Raw genomic sequence first — 23,616 nt, forward strand, 5'->3', positions numbered from 1 at the left:
GCATGTAAGAAATATGCCTTTTCGTTATTTGAAGGAGCAATTGAGAAATCATAGCGAGTTTATGGTATATTATCAATATTGGCTAAAGGAACGGTAAGAAAGGGGAAATAACACTTGGATTTGTTTTTTTTAGGTACGGGGGCAGGAATGCCGGCGAAACTCAGAAATGTCACATCTATAGCCTTGAAATTGCTCGAGGAACGGGGAGCAGTATGGTTATTTGATGTGGGGGAGGCGACACAGCATCAAATTTTACACACATCCTTAAAACCGCGGCGGATTGAAAAAGTTTTTATTACTCATTTGCATGGTGATCATATTTATGGGTTACCTGGTTTGTTATCCAGTCGTTCGTTTCAAGGCGGGGAGTCAGAGGTTACGGTTTATGGACCAAAAGGAATTAAAGAATATATTGAGATGAGTCTGTCCTTAAGTCAGACCTATTTAAAATATCCCTTGAGTATCATCGAAATTAGCGAAGGAATTATTTTTGAAGATGACCAGTTTATTGTAGAAGCTCGGCTGCTTGAACATGGGATTCCTTCGTATGGATATAGAATCATGGAGAAGGACAGACCAGGGACCTTACTTGCTGATAAGCTAATCGAAGCGGGTGTTCAACCTGGGCCAATCTTTAGGCAGATAAAAAATGGTGAATCAATTACTCTGGAAGACGGACGGGTGCTTGATCCGAATGAGTTCCTTGGTCCTGAGCAAAAGGGAAGAGTGGTTACGATTCTTGGGGACACACGATACTGCGAAAATGCGTTGTTGCTGGCTAAAGAGGCAGATTTATTAATTCACGAAGCTACCTTTTCAAAGGGTGAGGAAACATTAGCCTATGATTACTTTCATTCAACGACCTATCAGGCAGCACATATTGCTAGAAAGGCTGGTTGCAAGCAATTATGTTTGACCCACATCAGTTCACGATATGATCGGAATGATTGGCGTGAGTTAGTGGCCGAGGCAATGGAAACCTTTCCTAATACAGACATAGCGGAGGATTTTAAAGAGATTCATATTCCGATTAGGTGAAAAAAGCACTTACCCCAATCGGGGGAAGTGCTTTATCTTTTGTTATACCCATCCTCGCTCGTATTGTTTCGGTCCTTCGATGGAAACCCCAAGTTCTTTGGCTGCTGTTCGCGGCCAGTATGGATCGCGCAGTAACTCACGAGCTAGGAAAACTAAATCCGCTCGGTCATTCTGTAAAATTTCCTCAGCCTGAATTCCTGTAGTGATTAAGCCAACCGCGCCAGTTGGAATACTAGCCCCATTTTTAATCGTTTCAGAATACTTTACCTGATAACCTGGATACACATGAATATGTGCGGGTACCACGGCACCTGAGCTTACATCCACTAAGTCTACACCTTGTTCTTTCATCCAATCTGCGAACACTATGTAATCTTCAGGTGTTAAACCATCCTCGTGATAATCATGAGCAGAAACTCTTACGAACAATGGACCTGTCCAAACGGTTTTCACAGCTTCAATGACCTCACGCAGCAAGCGGTAACGGTTCTCAGCAGTGCCACCATATTCATCCGTTCTTTTATTGGAAAGTGGCGACAGAAACTCATTAATTAAATAGCCATGAGCGCCGTGAATTTCAATCACATCGAAACCAGCTTTGGCAGCACGCTCCGCCCCTTTTTTAAATGCTTCCACAGTCTCTTTAATTTCTGCTATTGTCATTTCTTTTGGAGTTTGCGATTTTTCATTAAAAGCAATCGCGGATGGGGCAAGAATTTCACCCTCTAATACTGCTTTTCTGCCAGCATGGGCAAGCTGGATGCCTGTTTTCGCTCCATGTTCTTTCATTAGGTTTACTAACTCTTTGAACCCATCTGTGTGCTCATCACTCCAAATACCTAAATCCTGTGGAGAAATTCGGCCTTGTGGAGTAACTGCTGTTGCTTCAACGATGATTAGACCAACTTGTCCGACTGCTCTACTAGTATAGTGAGTGCGGTGCCAGTTTTGAAGATGCCCATCTTCATTATGGCTGGAGTACATACACATTGGAGCCATAACAATTCTATTTTTTAATGTCACTCCCTTTATGGTAATGGGAGAAAATAATTTGGTTGTCATTTGAAAAATCCCTCCTGTTTCATACTAATCCTTCTTTAGTATAGCAAAGGGCATAAATATAATGTACAATACTGCTTCAGTCGTGATCTTTCAGCTCACTCAAGCGGTAAGTAGTTCCTCTCCAAACGATCCCTCCGCGTTTAAAGGTCAGCAGGCTTGCCCGAATAATCGAATAAATAAAAAGTAAAGCGGTAATGGGAAAAACGAGAAATAATACAGGGGAAAAGACCGTCATTCTTTTTATAATCAACACATAAAGAATACCACTCGTAACAATATTACCTAAGCTTAGAAAGGCCACGGTTTTGTTTGCAGAAAAAATCGTCAGGAACGGAAGCACATTGGTGACAAACACTCCGAAAATCGAAAAAAACACCATCCTGACTTGATAATTTAGGCCTGCAAACGTATTTTTCTCCAGACCGATAAATGCCTCTTTTAAACTCCCATACCATTCGACTTCAATTAGCCTTAGTGCTGTGACTATTCTTTGCTTGTAGCCAGCCTTTTTCATTTTCATCCCCAGCTGTAAGTCATCGTCTGGTCGCATTTTTAGTCTTTCATGTGTGCCAAATGATTCATATGCCTCTTTAGAAACAAGATTGAATGCCCCAATTCCTGTTCCAATTTTTGATTTTGGATTATTTGCCATCCATGGCCGCTTAAAATAGGAAAATCCAAATAGAAAAAAAGCAACAAAAGTTTTTAGCCAAAAATGGTTTGCATGTAAGTTGGGCGCTGCTGTTAAATGATCGAGTTGGTGTCGCTCAGCATAATGAAGTGCCTTTGCGAATGTTTCTTTTTCGTACTTCACATCTGCATCGGTGAACAATAGCCATTTTCCTGATGCTTGCAAGTAGCCCTTATACAATGCATGATTTTTTCCAAGCCAACCTTCAGGTAATTCCTTCACATGAATAACTTTCACCCGAGGATCTTGCTTCATCAATTCATCAATAATTTTTCCAGTTTCATCCGTGGAGCGGTCATCTACTAAAATCCATTCCACATTTCTATATGTTTGCTGCAGTTGGCTGAGGATACTCGTCTTTATTTGTTTTTCTTCGTTTCTAGCTGCTACGATCACCGATAACATGGGTCCTGTTTCTAAACCTTCCTCGTTTTCAAGCGAGTCCACTTGACGGAATCCAATCAGTGCATCAATCAGAAAAACAATCCAAACGAGAATTCCTAATGAAAATAATATTGTTAGCATGAACCACACTTCCTGGACCTTTTTCCACCTAGTTTATAGTAAATGAGTCAAACATCCAACTAGGAAGGCTGATCCGCTGTCTCAAGTTGAGAACGTAAGGCAGCTCCCATTTTCTTAGATTGGGCAGTAGCTGCTTTAATGCATGAAATGAATGCTTGCTGCACTTCATTTTCCTCGAGCACTTTGATACCGGCTTCCGTTGTTCCACCAGGACTAGTTACGTCCTTGCGCAGTTGTGTGGAGGATTTAGCTGAATTCTTAACCATCTCTGCTGCTCCAATCAGTGTTTGAACAATGAGTTGACTTGCCATTTCTTTTTCAAGGCCAACCTCAACCGCACTTTTTTCCATTGCTTCAATTAAATAATAGATATAAGCAGGTCCGCTTCCAGATAGTCCTGTGACAGCATCTAATTGTTCTTCTTCCACAAAAGAAGTTAATCCAACCGTATCAAAGAGGTTACGCGTTGTTTCTATCTGTTCGTTCGTGACACGCTTATTTACAGCTATTGCAGTGGCTGACTTGCCTACCGCCGCTGAAGTGTTTGGCATAGATCTTACAATGGCAAGTGACTTTTTTGCCAAGGTTTCAATCGTATCCATTGATACGCCTGCTAAGACTGAAACCACTAGCATGTTTTCAGTTAAATAGTTGCGTATGGCTTGAATTGCAGTTGCGGCATCTTTTGGTTTCATTGCTAACATGACTATATCTGCCCCTTCAAAAAGGGCTTTTAAATCATATGTGCTTCTAATATCATAACGCTCTCTAAGACTACTTAGCCTTTCTTCATTTGAATGGTTTGTTACCCATACATTTTTTTTATCGATTAATTCATTTTCTACAATTCCTGAAATGAATGCTTCAGCCATTGAACCTGCACCGACAATCGCTATTTTGTTCACTTTATTTCCTCCTTTTTCTCCGTAAAAATAAAATAGACCCTTCATCCATAAAGGACGAAAGGCTGACCTTATTCATCGCTTTAACGTAGCAAATTTTAATTGTGATTATGCAAGAGAAATAGGTTGTCTGTCAAGTGAAACGTTGTAAGAATTTTTTATTTTTTCTAAAAAATTATGCAGAAATAATGACAATTAAAGAATAAATCGCTACACTTTATTTTATATATTAAATGACAATACTGTTCATATCTTTCTATTTTCATTTCTTTATTTAACAATAATATTAAGGAGTTTTCATTATGACAGAATGGAAAAATGGAATTGCTAAAATTACCTTACCAACACCATTTCCAGTTGGGGATGTGAATGTTTTTTTGATTAAAGGGGAGCGGTTGACACTCGTTGACGTGGGAGTGAAAACAGAGGAATCTTGGAATTCGTTGAAAGAACAATTGGCAGAATTACATTTACATCCGGATGATATTGAACAAGTAATCTTAACCCACCATCACCCCGACCATGCAGGAGGGCTTGACTTTTTCCCTGCTTCTTTGGAGGTTCATGGTCATCTGCTGAATGAACGGTGGGTCAACCCGACAGAAGCCTTTTTTCAAGAACAAGAGGCTTTCTTCCGCTTATATTTTAAAGAATTTGGGCTTCCTGAGGAGTATTTTCCGTTCCTTTCCAAGCTAAGAAAAACGCTGAAATATTCTTGTAATCGTTCACTAACGGGACATCTCTCTGAGGGAATGAGGCCATTAGGGCTTAGTGAATGGGAGGTAATTGAAACGCCAGGTCATGCTCAAAGTCAAGTTGCTCTTTTCCGAGAAAAGGATGGAGTATTAATTGGTGGTGATTTAATTCTGGCTCATATTTCACCGAATCCATTGCTTGAGCCGCCTGCACCTGGTGAAACAGAAAGACCAAAGCCACAGCTTCAGCATAATGATTCGATGAAAAAGCTGTTGGCGTATCCTATTCAGGGTGTGTACACCGGGCACGGTGAAGAAGTGTATGAATTAGAATCGCTTATTGAAAAACGACTCACACGGCAGCATGAGCGGGCGATGACTGTTAAAAACTGGCTGCAAGAAGAGGAACTCACTGTATTTGAAATTTGTCAACGTCTTTTTCCGACTGTCTATCAGCGTGAACTCATGCTAACCATATCAGAAACGGTTGCTCAACTTGACTATTTATCCTCTATCGGCGAAATTAGTAGTAATAATAAACAGCCCGTTCTCTACAAGGCGATCTGAAGATTGAGTAACGGGAGTAAGCGAGTAGAGGTGTTCATGTGGGAAGGGAACTACTAAAAGAAAAAAATATTGTGATTACCGGTGCATCGGGAGGAATCGGTGCAGAAATCGCTAAGCTTTGTGCGCAGAGTGGTGCCAACCTTGTTTTATTGGCCCGAAGCATTGATAAGCTTGAGAATCTTAAATCTGAACTGCAGGGAACCTATCATATTAATGTGAATGTTTTTCAACTTGATGTATCTGACACAGTACAGGTAGAGAAGGTATTTAAGCAGATTTTTGAAACGATTGGTCAGGTTGATATCCTTGTCAATAATGCAGGCTTCGGCATTTTTCGTGAAGCGCATAAAGCAACAATGGCTGAAATCAAGGGTATGTTTGATGTGAATGTACTGGGGCTGATGGCGTGCACGAACATGGTACTGCCGAAAATGCGGGAGAGGCGCTCTGGTCATATTATCAACATTGCCTCGCAGGCAGGGAAGATTGCTACACCAAAATCAAGTGTATATTCAGCTACTAAGCATGCCGTTCTCGGCTATACGAATGCACTAAGAATGGAACTTGCGGATTACAATGTGCTCGTAACAGCCGTTAATCCAGGGCCAATCGCTACTAATTTTTTTGACATTGCAGATGAACAAGGCACATATGTAAAAAATGTACAGCGCTACATGCTTCAGCCTGAATATGTGGCAAGTAAGGTGGTTGACAGCATGCTGACGAAAACAAGAGAAATCAATTTGCCACGGTGGATGAACATGGGAAGCGTGGTTTATGTTCTTTTTCCACGGTTGTTTGAGCGCCTTGGGAAGCGGGCATTTAACTCAAAATAATTGTAATTCTTCCAGCCTCGATTTGAGGCTTTTTATTTTGCCTAGATTTCACTCGGTTAAGAATTCATAAACTGTGTCATTTATGATTTCGTGTAAATCTGCTGTTGGTTCTTCTACTTTTACTAGCAAAATCCTATTGATTAGATCCTCTAAATCTTTTTCGCCAATAGGCATGAATTCAGTTGAATAATACTGCTTTAGACAGTTTAAAATCATTTTTTTTATTAGCTTTTTTTCCACCAATAACACCTCATCCATTATTATAACGCTTTTTTAGTTAATCCTTATAAGAAAAATTGTCAAAAAATCCCCATTGAATACGAACGCATATTCGCTTATGATTATGAATATAATAAAAAGGAACAAATGTTCGAAAAAATAAATGTGAGGGAAACGCTATGGTAGATTACAGTACGCTGCCTCAAAACAAAATCTTATGTGTGGATATGAAAAGCTTTTATGCAAGCTGCTCCGCTGTCATGCTTGGCCTTGATCCTTTGAATTGTTATTTAGCTGTTTGTGGCAATAAGGAACGTCAAGGGAGCATAGTACTTGCTGCTTCGCCGCGATTGAAAAAAGAATTTGGGATTAAAACGGGATCGCGAATGTTTGAAATTCCAAATGATTCAAGAATCCAAATTGTTGAGCCCAAAATGGCAACCTATTTACGCATTTCTACAGAAATTTCGCGTGTGTTTAACCGTTATGTACCAAAAGAAGCCATTCATACGTATAGCGTCGATGAGAGTTTTATAAAGGTGGATGGTGCTAATGATTTGTGGGGAGATGCTGAGACGATTGCTCAAAAAATAAAGGATGATATTGAGCGGGAGTTTCAGCTTCCCTGCGCAGTAGGGATTGGTCCCAATATGTTGCTGGCAAAGCTTTGCCTTGATCTTGATGCAAAGAAAAAAGGCGTGGCAGAGTGGACATATGACGATGTTCAAACAAAGCTTTGGAAGGTGTCACCGCTTAGAGAAATGTGGGGAATTGGCCGACGTGTGGAAAAAACGTTAAACAGTATGGGGATTTTTACTGTCGGTCAGCTGGCCCGCTATGACTTAGAAAAGCTGGAAAAGAAATTCGGAATTATGGGAAATCAGTTATATTATCATGCCTGGGGAGTGGACCTCTCTGATTTGGGAGCACCCATTATCCAAGGGCAAATTAGCTTCGGAAAAAGCCAAATTCTCTTAAGAGATTATAAAGAGGAAGATGAGATTAAGGCTGTCATGTTAGAAATATGTGAAGAGGTGGCACGAAGAGCAAGAACACATCGAAAGGCAGGGAGAACGATTAGCCTTGGAGTAGGATACAGTCAAGATGAATTTGGCGGCGGTTTTCATCGTTCAAGAACTATTCATCAGCCCACAAATGTAACGATGGAGCTTTACCGTATCTGTCTGGAATTATTTCACGAGTACTATTCAGGAAAGACAGTACGGCAAATTTCTATTGCTATCAGCAACATTGTTGATGACCGTGAGCTGCAGCTTGATCTTTTTGACAGGGGTGCCTATAAGAGACGAGAGCTTGGCTATGTGGTTGATGCTGTCCGGAGACGCTTCGGTGCAGGCTCTCTGTTGCGCGCAGTTTCTTATACAGCTGCAGGAACCGCCAAGCATCGTGCCACATTGGTTGGGGGACATAAAATGTAACGAAAGAAGGAGAGCGTATGATTCGCGACCGTGGGAGGATCAAGTGGACCTCGATGATGCTTCCTGAGCATGTGAAATTGCTTAGGGATTGGGTGAAGGAAGATGGGTTCGAACAAAAAAGGGAAATGGATGAACAGCAGCTGGAGCTCATGAATGAGACCCTTTCGGAAGCAATCGAGTTTGATCAGTTCGTAACCGTTACTCACTATCAGAATCGAAACTATGAAATTGTCATTGGAAAAATCCATTACTGGGATGAACTGCTGCAAAGACTTCATATCGTTGACCGCTTTGAAGAGATACACCGCATTCCCATTATGAATATTGCTGATATCAGACTGACGGATTTGTGAAAAACAAAAAAGCGGCCCCTGTGGAAGGCCGCCATCTTAATTCTATTCCTCTTTAGGAACACGAACTTGAGAATCAAATTTCCCTTTATGTGAGCCATCACAGTATGGCTTATTGTTTGATAAACCGCAGCGGCAAAGGGAAAAGGCTGGTTTTGATGGATATACATTACCTTCGCCATCAAGCAGTTCCACATCACCTGTAATTCGTAATGAACCGTTATCATTTACCTTGATTTGTACTTTTGACAAAACAAACACCCCTTTTGGAATTTCATATTAACTTTGAGAATAACTGGAATATAAGGAAAATGCAATAAAAGACGAGCAAAAAAATAAAAATGCCGTAAAACCTATGTTACAATCACGATATGCTTAAAGAAGGGGATTTAATCATGCAAATCAATATAACAGCGGCAGCAATAGAAAAAATAAATGAAAGAACAGCAGGCCGCAAAGGGTTTTTAAAATTAAAATACGATACAGATGGCTGTGGGTGCGCGGTAAATGGGGTAATCGCCCTGTGGTTTGTACCGGCATTAGATCAAGATGACTTGGCTATCGAAACAAATGACCGACCGGTATATGTAGAAAAAGCGAAAACCGTTTTTTTAGATGAAGAAATGAAAATCGATTTTTCTCAAACCACCAATTGTTTTCAACTAAAAAGTCCACAGCAAATCTTAAATGGACACATGAGCCTAATGATTAAAGAAAAAACAGACTGATCCCAAATGGACAGTCTGTTTTTTTATAAGGTTGATAAACCCTGATGAACATATGTCTCCAAAAATTCATCAATGACTCGCTCATAATCCGCACGGTTTTCGTTAAAGGACTGGGCATGCCGTCCATTTTCAGCAAGGTATAACATTTTAGGGCCCTTTTTTTGCTCAAATAAGTCCTTTGACATGGTAGGGAGTATAAAATCGTCCTTTTGACTGTGAATGAACAGAACTGGGTGTTTAATATTTTCAATAACCGAAATGGGTGATACGTGACGAATAGAATATTTGTCTCGAACACGCAAAAGGATATCACCAATCGGGAGCAACAGTCCGGGTAGGAGCTTAAAGTCTTTTTTTATGAGATAGGCAAGCTGCTCCTTAAAATCAGAAAATGGGCAATCTGCAATGTAAAAGTCAGCCCCATCCTCAAGAAGCCCGGCATATAGCAGCATAGTAGCAGCTCCCATGGATTCCCCATGAATCCCTAGCTCAAGGTTCGGTCCTTTTTCTTTTTTTAGCCAATCGACAATCGTTTTGAGGTCGAATTTTTCATAGTGACCAAAGCTGGTTGTTTTTCCACCAGATTCTCCGTGTCGGCGATGGTCGTATATGAAAGCATTAAACCCTCTTTCTAGAAAGAGGTTCGCATATTTAATCGAATTAATTTTCGTTTCCGTTACGCCATGAGAAATAATAATATATCGGTTCGTCTTGTGTGGTTCAATAAGAAGACCTTTAATCATGTAACCAAATGGTGAAGGAATATCAACCTCCTGCTTTGGCAAAGACTCGAATTCATCAGGCTTATATCGGCCGGCTTCCTTTTCGCGCCTTAAGATTAATTCTTCATCCTTTTTCTTCATATACATCAGACGGTTGGTAAAGTATAGAGCAAGAGATAACCAGAAAAATAACACAATAAACAAAGTCCGAAATGTCTTCCTCACAATTGGCACCCCCTGAAGTAATTACTATAAAATATGAAAGTCACGTTTTTAGTGCCCATAAATTAACAGTTTTAATTTTAGCATAAAAAAAGCCGCTCACACCAATAAGCGGCTTGCTTATCATTATTGCTCGGAATTCTGCCTCTTCGTTGGATGGAGGGCTTTTTCGAGTTCCTCGGCAGCAATCATCCGTTTGCCGCCACCAGCTGTATCTGCATAATTTTTCCCGCTTTGACTGTTACCTTTGTCCCGCTTTTGGCTCATAAAATCTAGTCTCCCTTCAAGGTGGTCTCAATTATTAAGATGGATTACCAGAAGACCGATTATTCACGAAAAACGAGATTAGATTTTAGACAGTTTGAGCATGAAGGCGATAATAACTGCTTTCGATGGGTCTTGAAAGATGTGGACGCACGATCTCAATAGCATCAAGGAGTTTCTCCAAGCTTACACCTGTGTCAATTCCCATCCGTTCAAGCATATACACTACATCCTCCGTGGCTGCGTTTCCTGCAGCACCAGGAGCGAATGGGCAGCCGCCAAGACCGCCAGCCGATGTATCAAATCGATCGATTCCTGCCTGAAGGGAAGCGAAAATGTTCGCGAGTGCAAGCTTCCGTGTGTCATGAAAATGGGCTGTTAGCATGGTTTCAGAAAACGCATCTTTTAACTGTGAAAACAAGGAATACGCTTCATTCGGTGCGGCCATGCCAATGGTATCCGCTACACTCAATTCATCCACTCCGGCCTTTACAAATTCAAGACATAGCTTTATTGTCTCTTTTTCATCCATTTTCCCTTCATACGGACAATAGAAGGCGGTCGAAATACAAGCACGGACAAAATAGTTTTTTTCTTTTAGCTCCTGGATGATCGGTTTTAGCTCTGCCATACTATCCTGCGTTGTTTTGTTGATGTTTTTTAGATTAAAACTGTTGCTGACACCAACAAATACGGCTACAGCTTTGCAATCAGTAGAATACACCCGATCAATTCCTTTACGGTTTGGAGCAAGGACAAAGTTTCTCGCGTTTCCATCAAGGCAGTCTGCAACAATTTCTGGGGCGTCTCCCATTTGTGGCACCCATTTTGGAGACACAAACGAAGTCAACTCCATTTCCACTAGTCCAGCATTTCTCAGTCCAGAAATAAATTGTTTTTTGATATCAGTTGGTACAAATAACTTTTCATTCTGCAGTCCATCTCGAGGACCAACCTCGATAATCGTCACTTTTTTAGGTAAACTTAGCATCATTTTCCCTCCAAACAATTCATACTTTCATTGTAGAGGTGTTAAAATCAAAAAATCAAGAATAATAGAAATTTTGACAAAATAAGAGGAATTTCTGTATTTAACTAGAAATAGTAAATGAAAAGAGGTAGAGGGGAGAACGGAAATGAGCCAAACAGAAGTAGTAATTGTCAGTGCTGTACGTACCGCATTAGGAAATTTTAACGGTAGTTTAAAAAATGTATCCGCACCTGAACTTGGAGCAACAGTGATTAAGGGGGCGCTTGAAGCGGCAGGAGTTAAGCCTGAACTAGTAGATGAAGTGATTATGGGTAATGTGCTCCAAGCAGGGCTAGGGCAAAACCCAGCAAGACAGGCGGCTATTCAAGCGGGAATTCCTGAAAGCGTTTCCTCGATGACGATTAATAAGGTTTGTGGTTCGGGGTTAAAGGCAGTTCACTTAGCAACACAGGCAATTTTGGCGGGAGACGCTGACATTGTGGTTGCAGGTGGAATGGAAAATATGAGCCAGGCACCATACCTATTAAAAAATGCCCGAGATGGCTTTAAAATGGGTGACCAAAAGCTAGTCGACACCTTGACATCGGATGGTCTTACATGTGTGTTTAATGATTATCACATGGGGATTACAGCTGAGAATTTAGCGAGTAAATATTCGATTACAAGAGAAGAACAGGATGAATTTTCGGCGTGGAGTCAGGCGAAGGCAGTTGAGGCTATTGAAGAAGGTAGATTTAAAGATGAAATCGTAAAGGTTGTCATTCCGCAACGCAAAGGGGAACCTATTGTTTTTGACACAGATGAATACCCAAAAAAAGGAACAACTGCAGAGAAGTTGGCGGGATTACGTCCAGCTTTTAAAAAGGACGGCAGTGTAACGGCAGGGAATGCTTCTGGAATCAATGATGGAGCAGCAGCTGTTGTAGTAATGAGTAAGAAAAAAGCAGATGAGCTAGGGCTTAAACCTTTAGTAACTATAAAAGCCAATGCAAGTGCAGGGGTAGACCCAAGTATTATGGGAATTGGACCAGTACCAGCGGTGAGAAAGGCTCTTGAAAAAGCTTCCGTTTCAATGGAGGATTTGAACCTAATTGAGGCAAACGAAGCCTTTGCAGCCCAATCGCTGGCTGTAGACCGAGAACTTCATTTTAATAAAGAAATTTTAAACGTGAACGGCGGGGCTATTGCACTTGGACATCCAATTGGGGCAAGCGGCGCGAGAATTCTGGTCACCTTAATTCATGAGATGAAAAGAAGAAATGCGAAAAATGGCTTAGCTACGCTTTGTATTGGTGGGGGTCAAGGGGTAGCAACAATTGTAGAGTTAGCGTAAAACATTTGAGGGAGAGAGAGCAAAGATGAAGAAAATTTGTACATCCTTCCAGGATGCGGTTGCTGATATTCATGATGGAGCTACGTTAATGGTTGGAGGATTTGGCCTGTGTGGAATTCCGGAGAATCTCATTTTAGCCTTAGCTGAAAAAGGAGTGAAGGATTTAACGGTCATTTCTAACAACTGTGGAATTGATGAGTGGGGCTTAGGACTCCTATTAAATAATAGACAAATTAAAAAAATGATAGGCTCCTATGTGGGGGAAAATAAAGAGTTTGAAAGACAAGTGTTAACAGGTGAACTTGAGGTAGAACTAACACCACAGGGAACATTAGCTGAAAAAATTCGGGCGGGGGGCGCTGGAATCCCAGCATTCTATACTCCTGCCGGGGTAGGAACACCGATAGCTGATGGAAAAGAAACAAAGGTTTTTAACGGAAGAGAGTACCTTTTAGAAGAAGCACTGACAGCAGATTTTAGCTTGGTTAGGGCATGGAAAGGGGACAAAATGGGGAATCTTGTTTACCACAAGACAGCACGAAACTTTAATCCGATGATCGCAGCAGCGGGTAAAGTGACGATCGCAGAAGTGGAAACCCTATATGAAATTGGTGAATTGGATGCTAACTTCATCCATACCCCAAGTATATATGTTCAAACGATTATTGAAGGAACTCAAGAAAAGCGAATAGAGAGACTAACCGTTAGAAACTAGAGTTGGTGAAGGGAGAGAACTTGAATGGCGAATGAAAAGGTCTCTGTCAGAGAGAGAATTGCGATTAGGGCAGAGAAAGAAATAGAAAACGGCTTTTATGTAAACCTAGGGATCGGAATGCCTACCCTTGTAGCCAATTATATGACAGCGGATAAACAGGTTGTCCTGCAATCAGAAAATGGACTGCTTGGTATCGGTCCATATCCACATAAAGAAGAGGTGGATCCTGATTTAATTAATGCAGGCAAGGAAACGGTAACGGCAATTGCTGGTGCAGCTTATTTTGACAGTGCTGAATCATTTGCAATGATCCGCGGTGGTCATGTCAATATAGCGATTCTTGGTGGAATGGAAGTATCTGAAACTGGGGACCTGGCAAACTGGATGATACCTGGAAAGATGATTAAAGGTATGGGTGGAGCCATGGACCTTGTTCATGGGGCTCGAAAGATTATCGTCATCATGGAGCATGTAAATAAAAAAGGTGAATCGAAAATTTTAAAACAGTGTACTCTTCCTTTAACGGGAAAAGGGGTAGTCAACCGGATTATTACTGAGCGCGCAGTCATGGATGTAACAGACTCCGGGCTAAGGCTCATGGAGGTTGCCGAAGGGTTTACTGTCGAGGATGTTGTTAATTCAACAGAAGCCACATTACATGTGGATGAAAATGTGAAACTAGAGGCTTATTAATAGTGGAAGCAGGTTGTTCAAACGGACAGCCTGCTTTTTTGTAGGGATTTAAAAAGTGATGATATACTATTACTAAATTAAATCTTAATTAAGGGGAAGTTAGAATGAAAAAGAAAGCAAAACAAACAAGACAAGTTGCTCCAAAAAAAGATGATTCAGCCGTAACATTAAAAGATCTAATTAATCCCAATTTAATAAAGCAGTTAAAAGAACAGCAGGATCAGTTGAAGGCGGAGGAAGAAAAAAGAAAGGAAGAGGAAGAACAGCGGAAACGGGAAGAACGTAGATTGAAGGAAAAAAACAAATCGTTTGAAGAACTTTTAAATGAGAGCGGGATGAATTGGAAGGAGTTTAAATAAAAGGGGGAGCGGATGCTCTCCCTTTTTAACGGTGTTCATTATAAATATTAGCTTTTGCTAGTTCTCTAATCATCATTATTTCTTCATTTGTCAGCGGTTGGCTTCTAACTGCATTTGCATTTCTCTTAATTTGGTCGGTGCTGCTGGCACCAGCCACAACAGAGGCAACTGCCGGGTTAGCTAGATTATACTGAAGGGCAACCTCCGTAAATGAACGAGACGAAGCCACTTTCTCCTTCAACAATGGCAAAATATCCTGTAGTTCTTCTAGAGTATAGTCTAAGTACCCTTTTTCAGAAGCCTTATCAAGTAGCTTATCGCTTAACAGTCCCTTTGCAAGAGGTCCGCGAGTGACAACGCTAATTCCATTCTCATGAAGAAGAGGTAATACTGTTTCTTCCGGTCTGCGGTCAAGTATGCTGTACTGCATCATCACAGACACGATACTAGACTTTTTTACGTATTCCCTTATCACATTCGGTCGAATCGACGATATGCCATAATAGCGAATGAAGCCTTCTGCTTTTAGTTCCTCAAATGCTTCGATGGTTTCATCAATCGGGTCATCAAGGGTACCGCCATGCAATTGATAGAGATCAATATAATCTGTACCTAGACGCTTTAGACTGTTTTTTACTTCTTCCTTAATATACGCCTTAGAAGGATCCCATGACCAGCCAGTTCGCTCCTTGTGCCAGCGGTTACCAACCTTCGTTGCAATAATTATTTGTTCGCGGACGTCTTTTAAGGCCTTGCCTACTAGTTGCTCATTATCGCCAAAATCATATAAATCAGCTGTATCAAAATAATTAATGCCTTCTTCAAGTGCCGCTTCAATAATAGATCTTGCAGCCTTCTCCTCCGTGCCAATGGACATACAGCCAAGACCAAGCTCGGTTACAAATAAATCGGATTTTCCTACCTGCCTTTTTTTCAAAAAATCACACCGTCCTTTTCTATCATTTTAGTAAAGAAAAGGACAGACTACAAACGACAGGTACTATTTTTGTGGAACATTTTTAACCCAATCAGATACAGTGAGGTATTCCTTGTTATACTCCTTTAGCTTTTGTACAATCTCCCAGCCTTTGCCAACAAGAATGATTCCCTTTTCATGCACATACACTTTCATTCCATACTCCCCCAATTAAAGTATGGTAAAATGTATGAGCAGAATATAGGAATAGAACAGGAGTGACCTTTATGAGTAATCTCGAAGAAAAAACGCTCCATAGCGAAGAAATCTTTTCAGGAAAAGTAATTAGTCTTCATTTGCAGGATGTGGAGCTTCCGAACGGCAAGCAGAGCAAAAGAGAAATTATTAAACATCCGGGTGCTGTGGCAATACTAGCAATTACGGATGACAAGAAAGTAGTCATGGTTGAGCAATACCGGAAAGCGTTAGAAAGAACCATTGTGGAAATTCCAGCTGGAAAGCTGGAAAAGGGAGAAGAACCCGCTCTTTGTGCTCGTCGAGAGTTAGAAGAAGAAACAGGGTACGAATGTGAAAGCTTGGAGTTACTCACTTCCTTTTATACATCGCCAGGATTTGCGGATGAAATTGTTCATGTATATCTTGCAACAGGACTAACCAAAAAGGAAAATTCAGCGGCCCTTGACGAGGATGAATTTGTTAATTTAGAAGAATTGACGCTCGAAGAAGCGCAACAATATGTGCAAGAACAAAAGATTTTTGATGCGAAAACAATTTTTGCTGTCCAATACTTACAATTACAAGAGGCGTTGAAAATTAAATGAACCGCTACTATGTAGATCTACATATTCATATCGGGCGAACGTGGACGGGGAAGCCTGTTAAAATTACAGGTGCTAAATCGCTTACGTTTACGAATATCATTGAACATGCAAGACATGAAAAAGGACTGAATATGATTGGAATTATTGATAGTCACTCACCCGAAGTGATTCTTGAAATGGAAAGTCTTATACAAAGTGGAGATGTGATTGAACATCCTGAAGGCGGTTTAGTGTTTGGGGATTTAACCGTTATCCCTGGTTCAGAATTGGAGATTTATGATGAACAATGTAAAGGCCCCATTCACTTGCTTTGTTATTTTCCAAACCTTTCTGTCATGAGGGAGTTCTCTTCGTGGCTTTCTGGCCACTTGAAAAATATTCAGTTAAGTTCCCAACGAATTTATGTATCAGGTCTTGTTTTGCAAAAGAAGGTAAAAGAGTTAGGTGGAATCTTTATTCCTGCTCATGTTTTTACGCCATTCAAAAGTCTATATGGTAAAGGAGTAACCCAGTCATTAACGGAGGTGCTGGATTCCGAGTTGATTGATGGAATCGAACTTGGATTAAGCTCAGATACCAGCATGGCGGATCAATTAAAGGAATTACACAATTATACCTTTGTAACAAATTCTGATGCCCATTCGCTCGCCAAAATTGCACGTGAATATCAAGTAATCGCGATGGAGGAGCCCACTTTCCAAGAGTTGCAAAAAGCATTAAAAGGTATCGACGGTCGGAAAATTGTCGCCAATTACGGGCTGGATCCATTACTTGGAAAATATCATAAAACAGTTTGCGTGGAATGTCTTCATTCTGTCCAAAATGACGAGCAACTTTGTACACAATGTGGGAGTAACAAGGTCATCAAAGGAGTTGCTGATCGGATTCTTGAGCTTAAAACTGCAGAAGGAAGTCCAGTGTGGCGGCCTCCGTACGTCCATCAAGTACCGCTCGAATTTATTCCCGGTCTCGGGCCCCGCTTACTCGAGAAGCTTGTGAATCATTTTGGGAGTGAAATGGCGATTTTGCATGAAGTTCCTTACGAGGCACTAAAAGAGATTGTCACACCAAAAATCGCCGAGCTGATTATGAAAGCTAGAGAAGGAAAGATAAACCTTGCTGCCGGCGGGGGCGGAAAATACGGAAAGATTGCAGATTAACGAGGTGAAACCGTCAGCTAGAGGCTGACGGTTTTTTACATTAAATCTATTAAAATTTGGTCATAGATATACTAGACTGGCATAGAATGTATTAATTGAGTCAAGTAGTAGGAGGAACGCAGATGAAAAAACGATTGTACCAGTCCGATGCCGCTAGTTATTTCCGTGAGCACTCCTCAATTTTTTTATTTATTGTCATTTTGTTTCTAATGGGAGTTATCTTTGGAGCAATTGTCGTAAATAGCATGAGTATTACACAAAAGGAAGATTTATTCTATTATTTATCACAATTTTTTGGACAAGTCTCTGATGGTAAAGTATCAGAAGACAATGATTTATTTTTACAAAGCTTCTTTCATAACAGTAAGTTTATTGGGCTTATGTGGATATTAGGAATCTCGATTATTGGTTTACCGGTCATTCTCATTCTCTTATTTATTAAGGGGATGGTTGTTGGGTTTACGGTTGGTTTTCTAGTTAGTCAAATGGGGTGGAATGGGTTTATGTTAGCCTTTGTTTCTATCCTGCCGCAGAATTTGATTATCATTCCAGTGTTTATCATGATGGCTGCTTTATCAGTGATTTTCTCACTTAGAATGATCAAAAAACAATTTATGAAAAAATATGCCCAGCCTATTATGCCGTTTTTTAAAAGATACATTATTGCCTTGATTGCAGCAGTCATCTTTATTTCCGCTGCCTCAGGAATCGAAGCCTTCTTATCTCCCTGGCTAATGAAAACTGTGGTGAGTTCAGGAGTTTTAAAATAATAACTAATTAATAATTATTATAAACTGTTGTTTATAATAATTTTATTTTGACTCTCTTTTCTCATCTGTTATAATGAGAATTAACAGTGGCGAGGGAGGGCATTCAGGATGGAAACTAGAATTGAGAGAATAAAGAAACAGTTGCATTCAGCGAGTTATAAATTAACACCTCAGCGTGAGTCAACCGTTCGAGTTTTGCTAGAAAATGAAGAGGATCATTTAAGTGCAGAAGATGTGTACCTCCTCGTAAAAGAAAAATCGCCTGAAATTGGTTTAGCAACTGTTTACCGAACACTCGAATTGCTAACAGAACTAAAAATTGTTGATAAAATTAACTTTGGTGACGGTGTTTCCCGCTATGACCTTCGTCAGGAAGGTGCGGCACATTTTCACCATCATCTTGTTTGTATTGAATGTGGAGCTGTTGACGAAATTCAGGAAGATTTATTAGAAGATGTGGAAGAGGTTGTAGAACGCAGATGGAATTTTAAAATTAAAGACCATCGACTGACCTTCCATGGAATCTGTTACCGTTGCCAAGATAAAGAAAAAGAAGAAAAAACTGAATAACATAAAAAAGTCCTTTTTTACTGAAAGGGGCTTTTCTTTTTATAGAGGACTACCTAAAAAGATGAAATAATTCCCCCTATTAATAGAGACTAGGTATAAAACTTGTACATTCTGGCATAGCTTTTACTAGTAATCATTAATTGGGGGAAGATAGATGTCTTTTATTAAAGTAGCACTGCAAACAATAAAGGTTTTTATCCTTTTCACTGGGTGCACGATTCTCTTTTATTATGGTATCATGTGGGTATCTGAAGAATATCAAAATTATCATCGCTATGATGAACCGGAAGGATCTGCACTAAAAGTGTCCAATGCAGTAGAAGAAGAAAGTTCTTCCTTGTTAGATCGGCTGATGTTGTTTTATTTAAATGGGGAGTAATGTGATGGAAGATCAATTAAAGGATTTTATGCATTTTTTAATAGTGGAAAAAGGGCTGGCTAAGAATACGATTGTGTCTTATGAGCGGGATTTAAAAAGCTATCTTCATTATTTAAAAAATGTTGAATCCTTCCTATCATTAAATGATGTGCAACGCATTCATATTGTACATTTTTTAGGATTTTTAAAGGAACAAGGGAAGTCCTCTAAGACTTTGGCAAGGCATATCGCCTCGGTTCGAGCCTTTCATCAATTTTTATTACGTGATAAGGCAACAGATCAAGACCCATCTGTTTTAATCGAAACACCGAGGTTAGAGAAATCTTTGCCAAAGGTATTGAGTTTGCAGGAAGTAGAAGTTCTTCTAGAAACACCAAAGCAGAAAGACCACTATGGAATCAGAGACAAAGCGATGCTTGAGCTTTTATACGCAACAGGGATTCGTGTTAGTGAGTTAATTAGTTTAGATATTGAAAATGTCCACTTAACCATGGGATTTGTCCGTTGTATTGGCAAAGGAAATAAGGAACGTATCATACCTATCGGGCGTACAGCTTCTGATTCCATTAAGCTTTATTTAGATACTGGTAGACCACAATTTGTTTCAAAAAAACACCGGGAGCAGGCATTGTTTTTAAATCATCAGGGAAACCGATTAACGAGACAAGGTTTTTGGAAAATATTAAAAAAGTTAACAAAAGAGGCTGGCATAGAAAAGGAATTGACTCCGCACACACTCAGACATTCTTTTGCTACCCATCTATTGGAAAATGGGGCAGATTTAAGAGCAGTCCAAGAAATGTTGGGGCATGCAGATATTTCCACAACCCAAATTTATACTCATGTAACAAAAACAAGACTAAAAGATGTATATAGTAAATTTCATCCTAGGGCTTAAGAGATTAATAGTATGTAAGTCACAAAAGTGTCAAAAAGCTACCGAAATTTTCGGTAGCTTTTTCTTGTAATTTCCTAAACATCTAGTAAAATAGAGATGTCAGACTTCCGACAAATAGAAAATTATTAGGTTTCATAATCCTAATTTAAAGAGGGAAACATAGTATTGTAATTTTACTATTTGCAAACGGTTTCTATAGATAAAAGGAGGAAGAATCGTATGGCTGTAAATACATATAAACGAATTTTTATTGTTGTAATGGATTCAGTAGGGATTGGTGAAGCGCCAGATGCTGAACGGTTTGGAGATAAAGGCTCAGATACGCTGGGCCATATTGCTGAGAGAATGAATGGACTGAACATGCCCAACATGGGTAAGTTAGGTTTAAGTAATATCCGTGAACTGAAAGGCATAGAAAAAGCGGATAAGCCATTAGCATTCTACACTAAAATGATGGAAGCTTCTAATGGAAAAGATACCATGACTGGGCACTGGGAAATCATGGGTTTAAATATTCAAACACCTTTCCGTGTGTTTCCTGAAGGTTTTCCGGATGAACTTGTTTCCGAATTGGAAAAACGAACGGGTAGAAAAATTATCGGGAATAAGCCGGCAAGTGGAACAGAAATTCTAGATGAACTCGGTGAAGAACATATGAAAACAGGCGCTTTAATCGTCTATACTTCTGCCGATTCAGTACTACAAATTGCGGCTCATGAGGATATTATACCAATTGAAGAACAATATAAAATTTGTAAAATTGCTCGTGAATTGACACTTGATGAGAAATATATGGTTGGTCGTGTTATTGCCCGTCCATTCTTGGGGGAACCAGGAAGCTTTAAACGTACAGCAAATCGTCATGATTATGCTTTAAAACCATTTGACCGGACTGTAATGAGTGAATTGAAAGATGCGGGTCTAGATGTGATTGCCATCGGAAAAATTTCCGACATTTATGATGGAGAAGGCGTGACAAAGTCACTTAGAACGGTATCTAATATGGACGGAATGGATAAGTTGGTTGAAACCCTTGATATGGACTTTACAGGTATCAGCTTTTTAAACCTTGTAGACTTTGATGCATTATATGGTCACCGCCGTGATCCTGAGGGCTATGGAAAAGCATTAGAGGAGTATGATGCACGCTTGCCTGAAGTTTTTGCAAAAATGAAAGAAGACGATTTACTCATGATAACAGCTGACCATGGAAACGATCCTGTTGCCCCAGGTACAGACCATACGCGTGAATATGTTCCACTTCTTGTCTATTCAAAGAGTATGACTGAGGGTAAAGAAATTCCATTGAGAGAAACCTTTGCTGATCTTGGAGCAACTGTCGCTGAAAACTTCAGTGTAGAGATGCCTAAGTATGGAAAAAGCTTTTTAAATGAATTGAAGTAAATGAGTAGAATAAAAAAATGGCTATATTTAATAGCTTAAAAAGGAGTAAGAGGATGAACTTCGAAACAATCAATAATGCGGCTTCTTTTTTAAAGGGAAAATATGCAAATACACCGAAAATAGGGTTAATCCTAGGTTCTGGTCTTGGTGTATTAGCAGATGAAATTGAGAACCCAGTTAAAATCCCTTACAATGAAATACCAGATTTTCCAATTTCTACAGTTGAAGGACACGCGGGACAACTTGTTTTTGGTTTATTAAGTGGAGTAGAGGTCGTAGCTATGCAGGGCCGTTTCCATTTCTATGAAGGATATAGTATGGGTAAAGTGACATTCCCAGTTCGTGTAATGAAAGAACTAGGCGTTGAAATGCTAATTGTGACAAATGCAGCAGGTGGTGTAAACGAAAGCTTCTCTGCAGGAGATTTAATGATCATTACTGACCATATTAATAATATGGGGACAAACCCATTAATTGGACCAAATGATTCAAAGCTTGGTGTACGATTCCCAGATATGTCCGAAGCTTATTCAAAAGAATTGCGTGCTGCAGCGAAAGAAATCGCTAGCCGTTTAAATATTAAGGTTCAAGAAGGGGTTTATCTTGGAAATCCAGGACCTGTTTATGAAACACCTGCAGAAATTCGTATGGCACGAGTATTGGGCGGAGATGCAGTCGGAATGTCCACAGTTCCTGAGGTAATCGTAGCGCGTCATAGCGGGATGAAGGTTCTTGGTATTTCATGTATATCTAATATGGCTGCAGGAATTCTTGATCAACCGCTAACACATGATGAAGTAATTGAAACAACAGAAAGAGTGAAAGCTGATTTCCTTCGCTATTTAAAAGAAATAGTAAAAGGTATGGCTAAATAAAAATAGATACTATAAAGAAGTGGTGATAAACATGAGAATGGTTGACTTAATAGAGAAGAAAAGAGACGGTCAGGAATTATCAACAGAGGAAATTAAGTTTATTATAAACGGATATACAGACGGTTCAATTCCTGATTATCAAGTAAGTGCTTTAACGATGGCTATTTACTTTAAAGGAATGACTGAAAAAGAAAGAGCCGATTTAACAATGGCAATGGTTGAATCAGGTGATCAGATTGACTTGTCACAAATTGAGGGAATTAAAGTTGATAAACATTCCACTGGAGGCGTGGGTGATACAACTACTCTAGTTCTTGGACCACTTGTGGCTGCACTAGGTGTACCAGTTGCTAAAATGTCTGGTCGTGGATTGGGCCACACGGGTGGAACAATTGATAAATTAGAAGCAGTTGAAGGTTTCCATGTAGAAATTGAAAATCAAGAATTTATTGATCTTGTAAATGAAAACAAGATTGCGGTTATTGGTCAAAGTGGGAACTTAACACCTGCAGATAAAAAGTTATATGCCCTTAGAGATGTAACGGCAACTGTTGATAGCATTCCACTTATTGCAAGTTCAATAATGAGTAAAAAAATTGCTGCTGGTGCGGATGCGATTGTACTTGATGTTAAAACAGGTGCCGGTGCGTTTATGAAAACACTTGATGACTCAAGAGAATTAGCTAAAGCAATGGTCCGCATTGGAAACAATGTTGGAAGAAGAACAATGGCAGTAATTTCTGACATGAGTCAACCGCTTGGATATGCAATCGGGAATGCTCTTGAAGTAAAAGAAGCGATTGATACTTTAAAAGGGGAAGGGCCAGAAGACTTAACAGAACTTTGCTTAACTCTTGGTAGCCATATGGTCTATTTAGCTGAAAAAGCAAGTTCATTAGAAGAGGCACGTACTCTTCTAGAGAAAGTCATCAAGGATGGTTCTGCTCTTGATAAATTAAAAGTGTTCTTACGTTCACAGGGTGGAGATGCTTCCATTGTTGATGATCCATCTAAGATGCCACAGGCTAAGTATGTTATTGAATTAGAAGCAAAAGAAGATGGGTATGTTTCAGAAATTGTTGCCGATGAGGTTGGAACGGCTGCGATGTTACTTGGAGCGGGAAGAGCAACAAAGGAATCGATAATCGATCTTGCTGTTGGACTTGTTTTACGAAAGAAAATTGGGGATCAAGTGAAAAAAGGTGAATCGTTAGTAACAATCTATAGTAATTTTGAAGATGTAAACGAAGTAAAAGAAAAACTTTATGAGAACATCAAAGTTTCATCTTCAAAGGTAGAAGCACCAATTCTAGTACATGAAGAAATCACTCAATAATCAATTTATACAAATAGAGGCTGACTCCAACGGAGCAGCCTCTATTTTTTTATCCAATCGAAGGAAAAAATTGTATAAAGTAATTTATTTTGGAAAAAATGGAGGCTATAAAGAA

29 protein-coding genes are annotated in these 23,616 nt (G+C 39.8%); 19 read left to right on the forward strand and 10 right to left on the reverse strand.

The window, feature by feature from the left end:
• Positions 1–114: 114 nt before the first annotated feature.
• Positions 115–1,038, forward strand: a complete 924-nt coding sequence (gene rnz / locus QFZ87_RS10715) for a ribonuclease Z (protein ID WP_309860864.1) — start codon at positions 115–117, stop codon at positions 1,036–1,038.
• A gap of 42 nt (positions 1,039–1,080) precedes the next feature.
• Here the strand turns inward: rnz and namA are convergent, their stop codons facing one another.
• The 3 genes from namA to proC all read right to left on the reverse strand — a co-directional run bounded on the left by namA (position 1,081) and on the right by proC (position 4,221).
• Positions 1,081–2,100: an NADPH dehydrogenase NamA gene (gene namA / locus QFZ87_RS10720; RefSeq protein ID WP_309860866.1), complete on the reverse strand. Its 1,020-nt coding sequence runs from the start codon at positions 2,098–2,100 to the stop codon at positions 1,081–1,083.
• A gap of 76 nt (positions 2,101–2,176) precedes the next feature.
• Entirely contained in the window at positions 2,177–3,316 is a 1,140-nt protein-coding gene (locus QFZ87_RS10725) for a glycosyltransferase family 2 protein (RefSeq protein ID WP_309860869.1), read from the reverse strand.
• Positions 3,317–3,375: 59 nt separating this feature from the next.
• Positions 3,376–4,221, reverse strand: coding sequence for a pyrroline-5-carboxylate reductase (proC, locus tag QFZ87_RS10730; RefSeq protein ID WP_309860871.1), 846 nt, complete (start codon positions 4,219–4,221; stop codon positions 3,376–3,378).
• A gap of 299 nt (positions 4,222–4,520) precedes the next feature.
• On the opposite strand from proC, the gene QFZ87_RS10735 reads away from it, so the two are divergent.
• Both QFZ87_RS10735 and QFZ87_RS10740 read left to right on the forward strand, forming a co-directional pair.
• Complete coding sequence (locus QFZ87_RS10735) at positions 4,521–5,480, forward strand: MBL fold metallo-hydrolase (RefSeq protein ID WP_309860874.1); 960 nt, start codon at positions 4,521–4,523, stop codon at positions 5,478–5,480.
• A gap of 38 nt (positions 5,481–5,518) precedes the next feature.
• Entirely contained in the window at positions 5,519–6,316 is a 798-nt protein-coding gene (locus QFZ87_RS10740) for an SDR family NAD(P)-dependent oxidoreductase (protein WP_309860878.1), read from the forward strand.
• A 48-nt stretch (positions 6,317–6,364) separates the two neighbouring features.
• On the opposite strand, the gene QFZ87_RS10745 is transcribed toward QFZ87_RS10740, so the two are convergent.
• Entirely contained in the window at positions 6,365–6,556 is a 192-nt protein-coding gene (locus QFZ87_RS10745) for a YqzH family protein (protein ID WP_309860880.1), read from the reverse strand.
• A 158-nt stretch (positions 6,557–6,714) separates the two neighbouring features.
• Between QFZ87_RS10745 and QFZ87_RS10750 the strand changes: the two genes are divergently transcribed.
• Together QFZ87_RS10750 and QFZ87_RS10755 are read left to right on the forward strand one after the other, a co-directional pair.
• Complete coding sequence (locus QFZ87_RS10750; protein ID WP_309860882.1) at positions 6,715–7,974, forward strand: Y-family DNA polymerase; 1,260 nt, start codon at positions 6,715–6,717, stop codon at positions 7,972–7,974.
• 17 nt (positions 7,975–7,991) lie between these two features.
• Entirely contained in the window at positions 7,992–8,327 is a 336-nt protein-coding gene (locus QFZ87_RS10755; protein ID WP_309860885.1) for a YolD-like family protein, read from the forward strand.
• Between the two features lie 42 nt (positions 8,328–8,369).
• On the opposite strand, the gene QFZ87_RS10760 is transcribed toward QFZ87_RS10755, so the two are convergent.
• Positions 8,370–8,585, reverse strand: coding sequence for a CDGSH iron-sulfur domain-containing protein (locus tag QFZ87_RS10760; RefSeq protein WP_396133912.1), 216 nt, complete (start codon positions 8,583–8,585; stop codon positions 8,370–8,372).
• Positions 8,586–8,719: 134 nt separating this feature from the next.
• Here QFZ87_RS10760 and QFZ87_RS10765 point away from each other — a divergent pair, with 134 nt between their 5' ends.
• Positions 8,720–9,052: an iron-sulfur cluster biosynthesis family protein gene (locus QFZ87_RS10765; RefSeq protein WP_309860891.1), complete on the forward strand. Its 333-nt coding sequence runs from the start codon at positions 8,720–8,722 to the stop codon at positions 9,050–9,052.
• Between the two features lie 23 nt (positions 9,053–9,075).
• Here the strand turns inward: QFZ87_RS10765 and QFZ87_RS10770 are convergent, their stop codons facing one another.
• The 3 genes from QFZ87_RS10770 to QFZ87_RS10780 form a co-directional block, all read right to left on the reverse strand.
• Positions 9,076–9,999 (reverse strand): alpha/beta hydrolase, encoded by a 924-nt coding sequence (locus QFZ87_RS10770; protein ID WP_309860894.1) that lies wholly within the window; start codon positions 9,997–9,999, stop codon positions 9,076–9,078.
• A gap of 123 nt (positions 10,000–10,122) precedes the next feature.
• On the reverse strand, positions 10,123–10,263 hold the full coding sequence (locus QFZ87_RS10775) for a hypothetical protein (RefSeq protein ID WP_007084956.1): 141 nt from the start codon (positions 10,261–10,263) through the stop codon (positions 10,123–10,125).
• An 85-nt stretch (positions 10,264–10,348) separates the two neighbouring features.
• A complete protein-coding gene (locus QFZ87_RS10780; protein ID WP_309860899.1) occupies positions 10,349–11,254 on the reverse strand; it encodes a hydroxymethylglutaryl-CoA lyase in 906 nt (301 codons plus the stop codon).
• Positions 11,255–11,396: 142 nt separating this feature from the next.
• Here QFZ87_RS10780 and QFZ87_RS10785 point away from each other — a divergent pair, with 142 nt between their 5' ends.
• The 4 genes from QFZ87_RS10785 to QFZ87_RS10800 all read left to right on the forward strand — a co-directional run bounded on the left by QFZ87_RS10785 (position 11,397) and on the right by QFZ87_RS10800 (position 14,351).
• Positions 11,397–12,584 carry an acetyl-CoA C-acetyltransferase gene (locus tag QFZ87_RS10785; protein ID WP_309860901.1) on the forward strand — a complete coding sequence of 396 codons (1,188 nt, stop codon included), beginning with the start codon at positions 11,397–11,399 and terminating at the stop codon, positions 12,582–12,584.
• Positions 12,585–12,609: 25 nt separating this feature from the next.
• The gene (locus QFZ87_RS10790; RefSeq protein WP_308083295.1) at positions 12,610–13,299 is read left to right on the forward strand and encodes a CoA transferase subunit A; all 690 of its coding nucleotides are present in this window, start codon (positions 12,610–12,612) and stop codon (positions 13,297–13,299) included.
• Between the two features lie 24 nt (positions 13,300–13,323).
• The gene (locus tag QFZ87_RS10795; protein WP_309860906.1) at positions 13,324–13,992 is read left to right on the forward strand and encodes a 3-oxoacid CoA-transferase subunit B; all 669 of its coding nucleotides are present in this window, start codon (positions 13,324–13,326) and stop codon (positions 13,990–13,992) included.
• A gap of 104 nt (positions 13,993–14,096) precedes the next feature.
• A complete protein-coding gene (locus QFZ87_RS10800) occupies positions 14,097–14,351 on the forward strand; it encodes a YqkE family protein (RefSeq protein WP_309860911.1) in 255 nt (84 codons plus the stop codon).
• A 25-nt stretch (positions 14,352–14,376) separates the two neighbouring features.
• Here the strand turns inward: QFZ87_RS10800 and QFZ87_RS10805 are convergent, their stop codons facing one another.
• Together QFZ87_RS10805 and mciZ are read right to left on the reverse strand one after the other, a co-directional pair.
• Positions 14,377–15,288, reverse strand: a complete 912-nt coding sequence (locus tag QFZ87_RS10805; RefSeq protein WP_309860914.1) for an aldo/keto reductase — start codon at positions 15,286–15,288, stop codon at positions 14,377–14,379.
• Between the two features lie 63 nt (positions 15,289–15,351).
• Positions 15,352–15,483 carry a Z-ring formation inhibitor MciZ gene (mciZ, locus tag QFZ87_RS10810; protein WP_309860918.1) on the reverse strand — a complete coding sequence of 44 codons (132 nt, stop codon included), beginning with the start codon at positions 15,481–15,483 and terminating at the stop codon, positions 15,352–15,354.
• Between the two features lie 71 nt (positions 15,484–15,554).
• Between mciZ and QFZ87_RS10815 the strand changes: the two genes are divergently transcribed.
• The 9 genes from QFZ87_RS10815 (at position 15,555) to QFZ87_RS10855 (ending at position 23,501) form a co-directional block, all read left to right on the forward strand.
• Positions 15,555–16,109, forward strand: coding sequence for an NUDIX hydrolase (locus tag QFZ87_RS10815; RefSeq protein ID WP_309860921.1), 555 nt, complete (start codon positions 15,555–15,557; stop codon positions 16,107–16,109).
• Positions 16,106–17,269 carry an endonuclease Q family protein gene (locus QFZ87_RS10820; protein ID WP_309860925.1) on the forward strand — a complete coding sequence of 388 codons (1,164 nt, stop codon included), beginning with the start codon at positions 16,106–16,108 and terminating at the stop codon, positions 17,267–17,269. The genes QFZ87_RS10815 and QFZ87_RS10820 overlap by 4 nt, the downstream gene beginning before the upstream one ends.
• Before the next feature lie 122 nt (positions 17,270–17,391).
• The gene (gene spoIIM / locus QFZ87_RS10825) at positions 17,392–18,039 is read left to right on the forward strand and encodes a stage II sporulation protein M (RefSeq protein ID WP_309860928.1); all 648 of its coding nucleotides are present in this window, start codon (positions 17,392–17,394) and stop codon (positions 18,037–18,039) included.
• 108 nt (positions 18,040–18,147) lie between these two features.
• Positions 18,148–18,609: a ferric iron uptake transcriptional regulator gene (fur, locus tag QFZ87_RS10830; RefSeq protein ID WP_308083304.1), complete on the forward strand. Its 462-nt coding sequence runs from the start codon at positions 18,148–18,150 to the stop codon at positions 18,607–18,609.
• Positions 18,610–18,763: 154 nt separating this feature from the next.
• Positions 18,764–18,988, forward strand: coding sequence for a YqzK family protein (locus tag QFZ87_RS10835; protein WP_308083305.1), 225 nt, complete (start codon positions 18,764–18,766; stop codon positions 18,986–18,988).
• Positions 18,989–18,992: 4 nt separating this feature from the next.
• Entirely contained in the window at positions 18,993–19,886 is an 894-nt protein-coding gene (gene xerD / locus QFZ87_RS10840; protein ID WP_309860933.1) for a site-specific tyrosine recombinase XerD, read from the forward strand.
• 219 nt (positions 19,887–20,105) lie between these two features.
• Positions 20,106–21,290, forward strand: coding sequence for a phosphopentomutase (gene deoB, locus QFZ87_RS10845; protein ID WP_309860936.1), 1,185 nt, complete (start codon positions 20,106–20,108; stop codon positions 21,288–21,290).
• 53 nt (positions 21,291–21,343) lie between these two features.
• The gene (locus QFZ87_RS10850; RefSeq protein WP_309860940.1) at positions 21,344–22,165 is read left to right on the forward strand and encodes a purine-nucleoside phosphorylase; all 822 of its coding nucleotides are present in this window, start codon (positions 21,344–21,346) and stop codon (positions 22,163–22,165) included.
• Between the two features lie 31 nt (positions 22,166–22,196).
• Complete coding sequence (locus QFZ87_RS10855; RefSeq protein ID WP_309860943.1) at positions 22,197–23,501, forward strand: pyrimidine-nucleoside phosphorylase; 1,305 nt, start codon at positions 22,197–22,199, stop codon at positions 23,499–23,501.
• Positions 23,502–23,616 lie beyond the last annotated feature (115 nt).

Source organism: Bacillus sp. SLBN-46 (genome assembly GCF_031453555.1).
GTDB lineage: Bacteria > Bacillota > Bacilli > Bacillales > Cytobacillaceae > Neobacillus.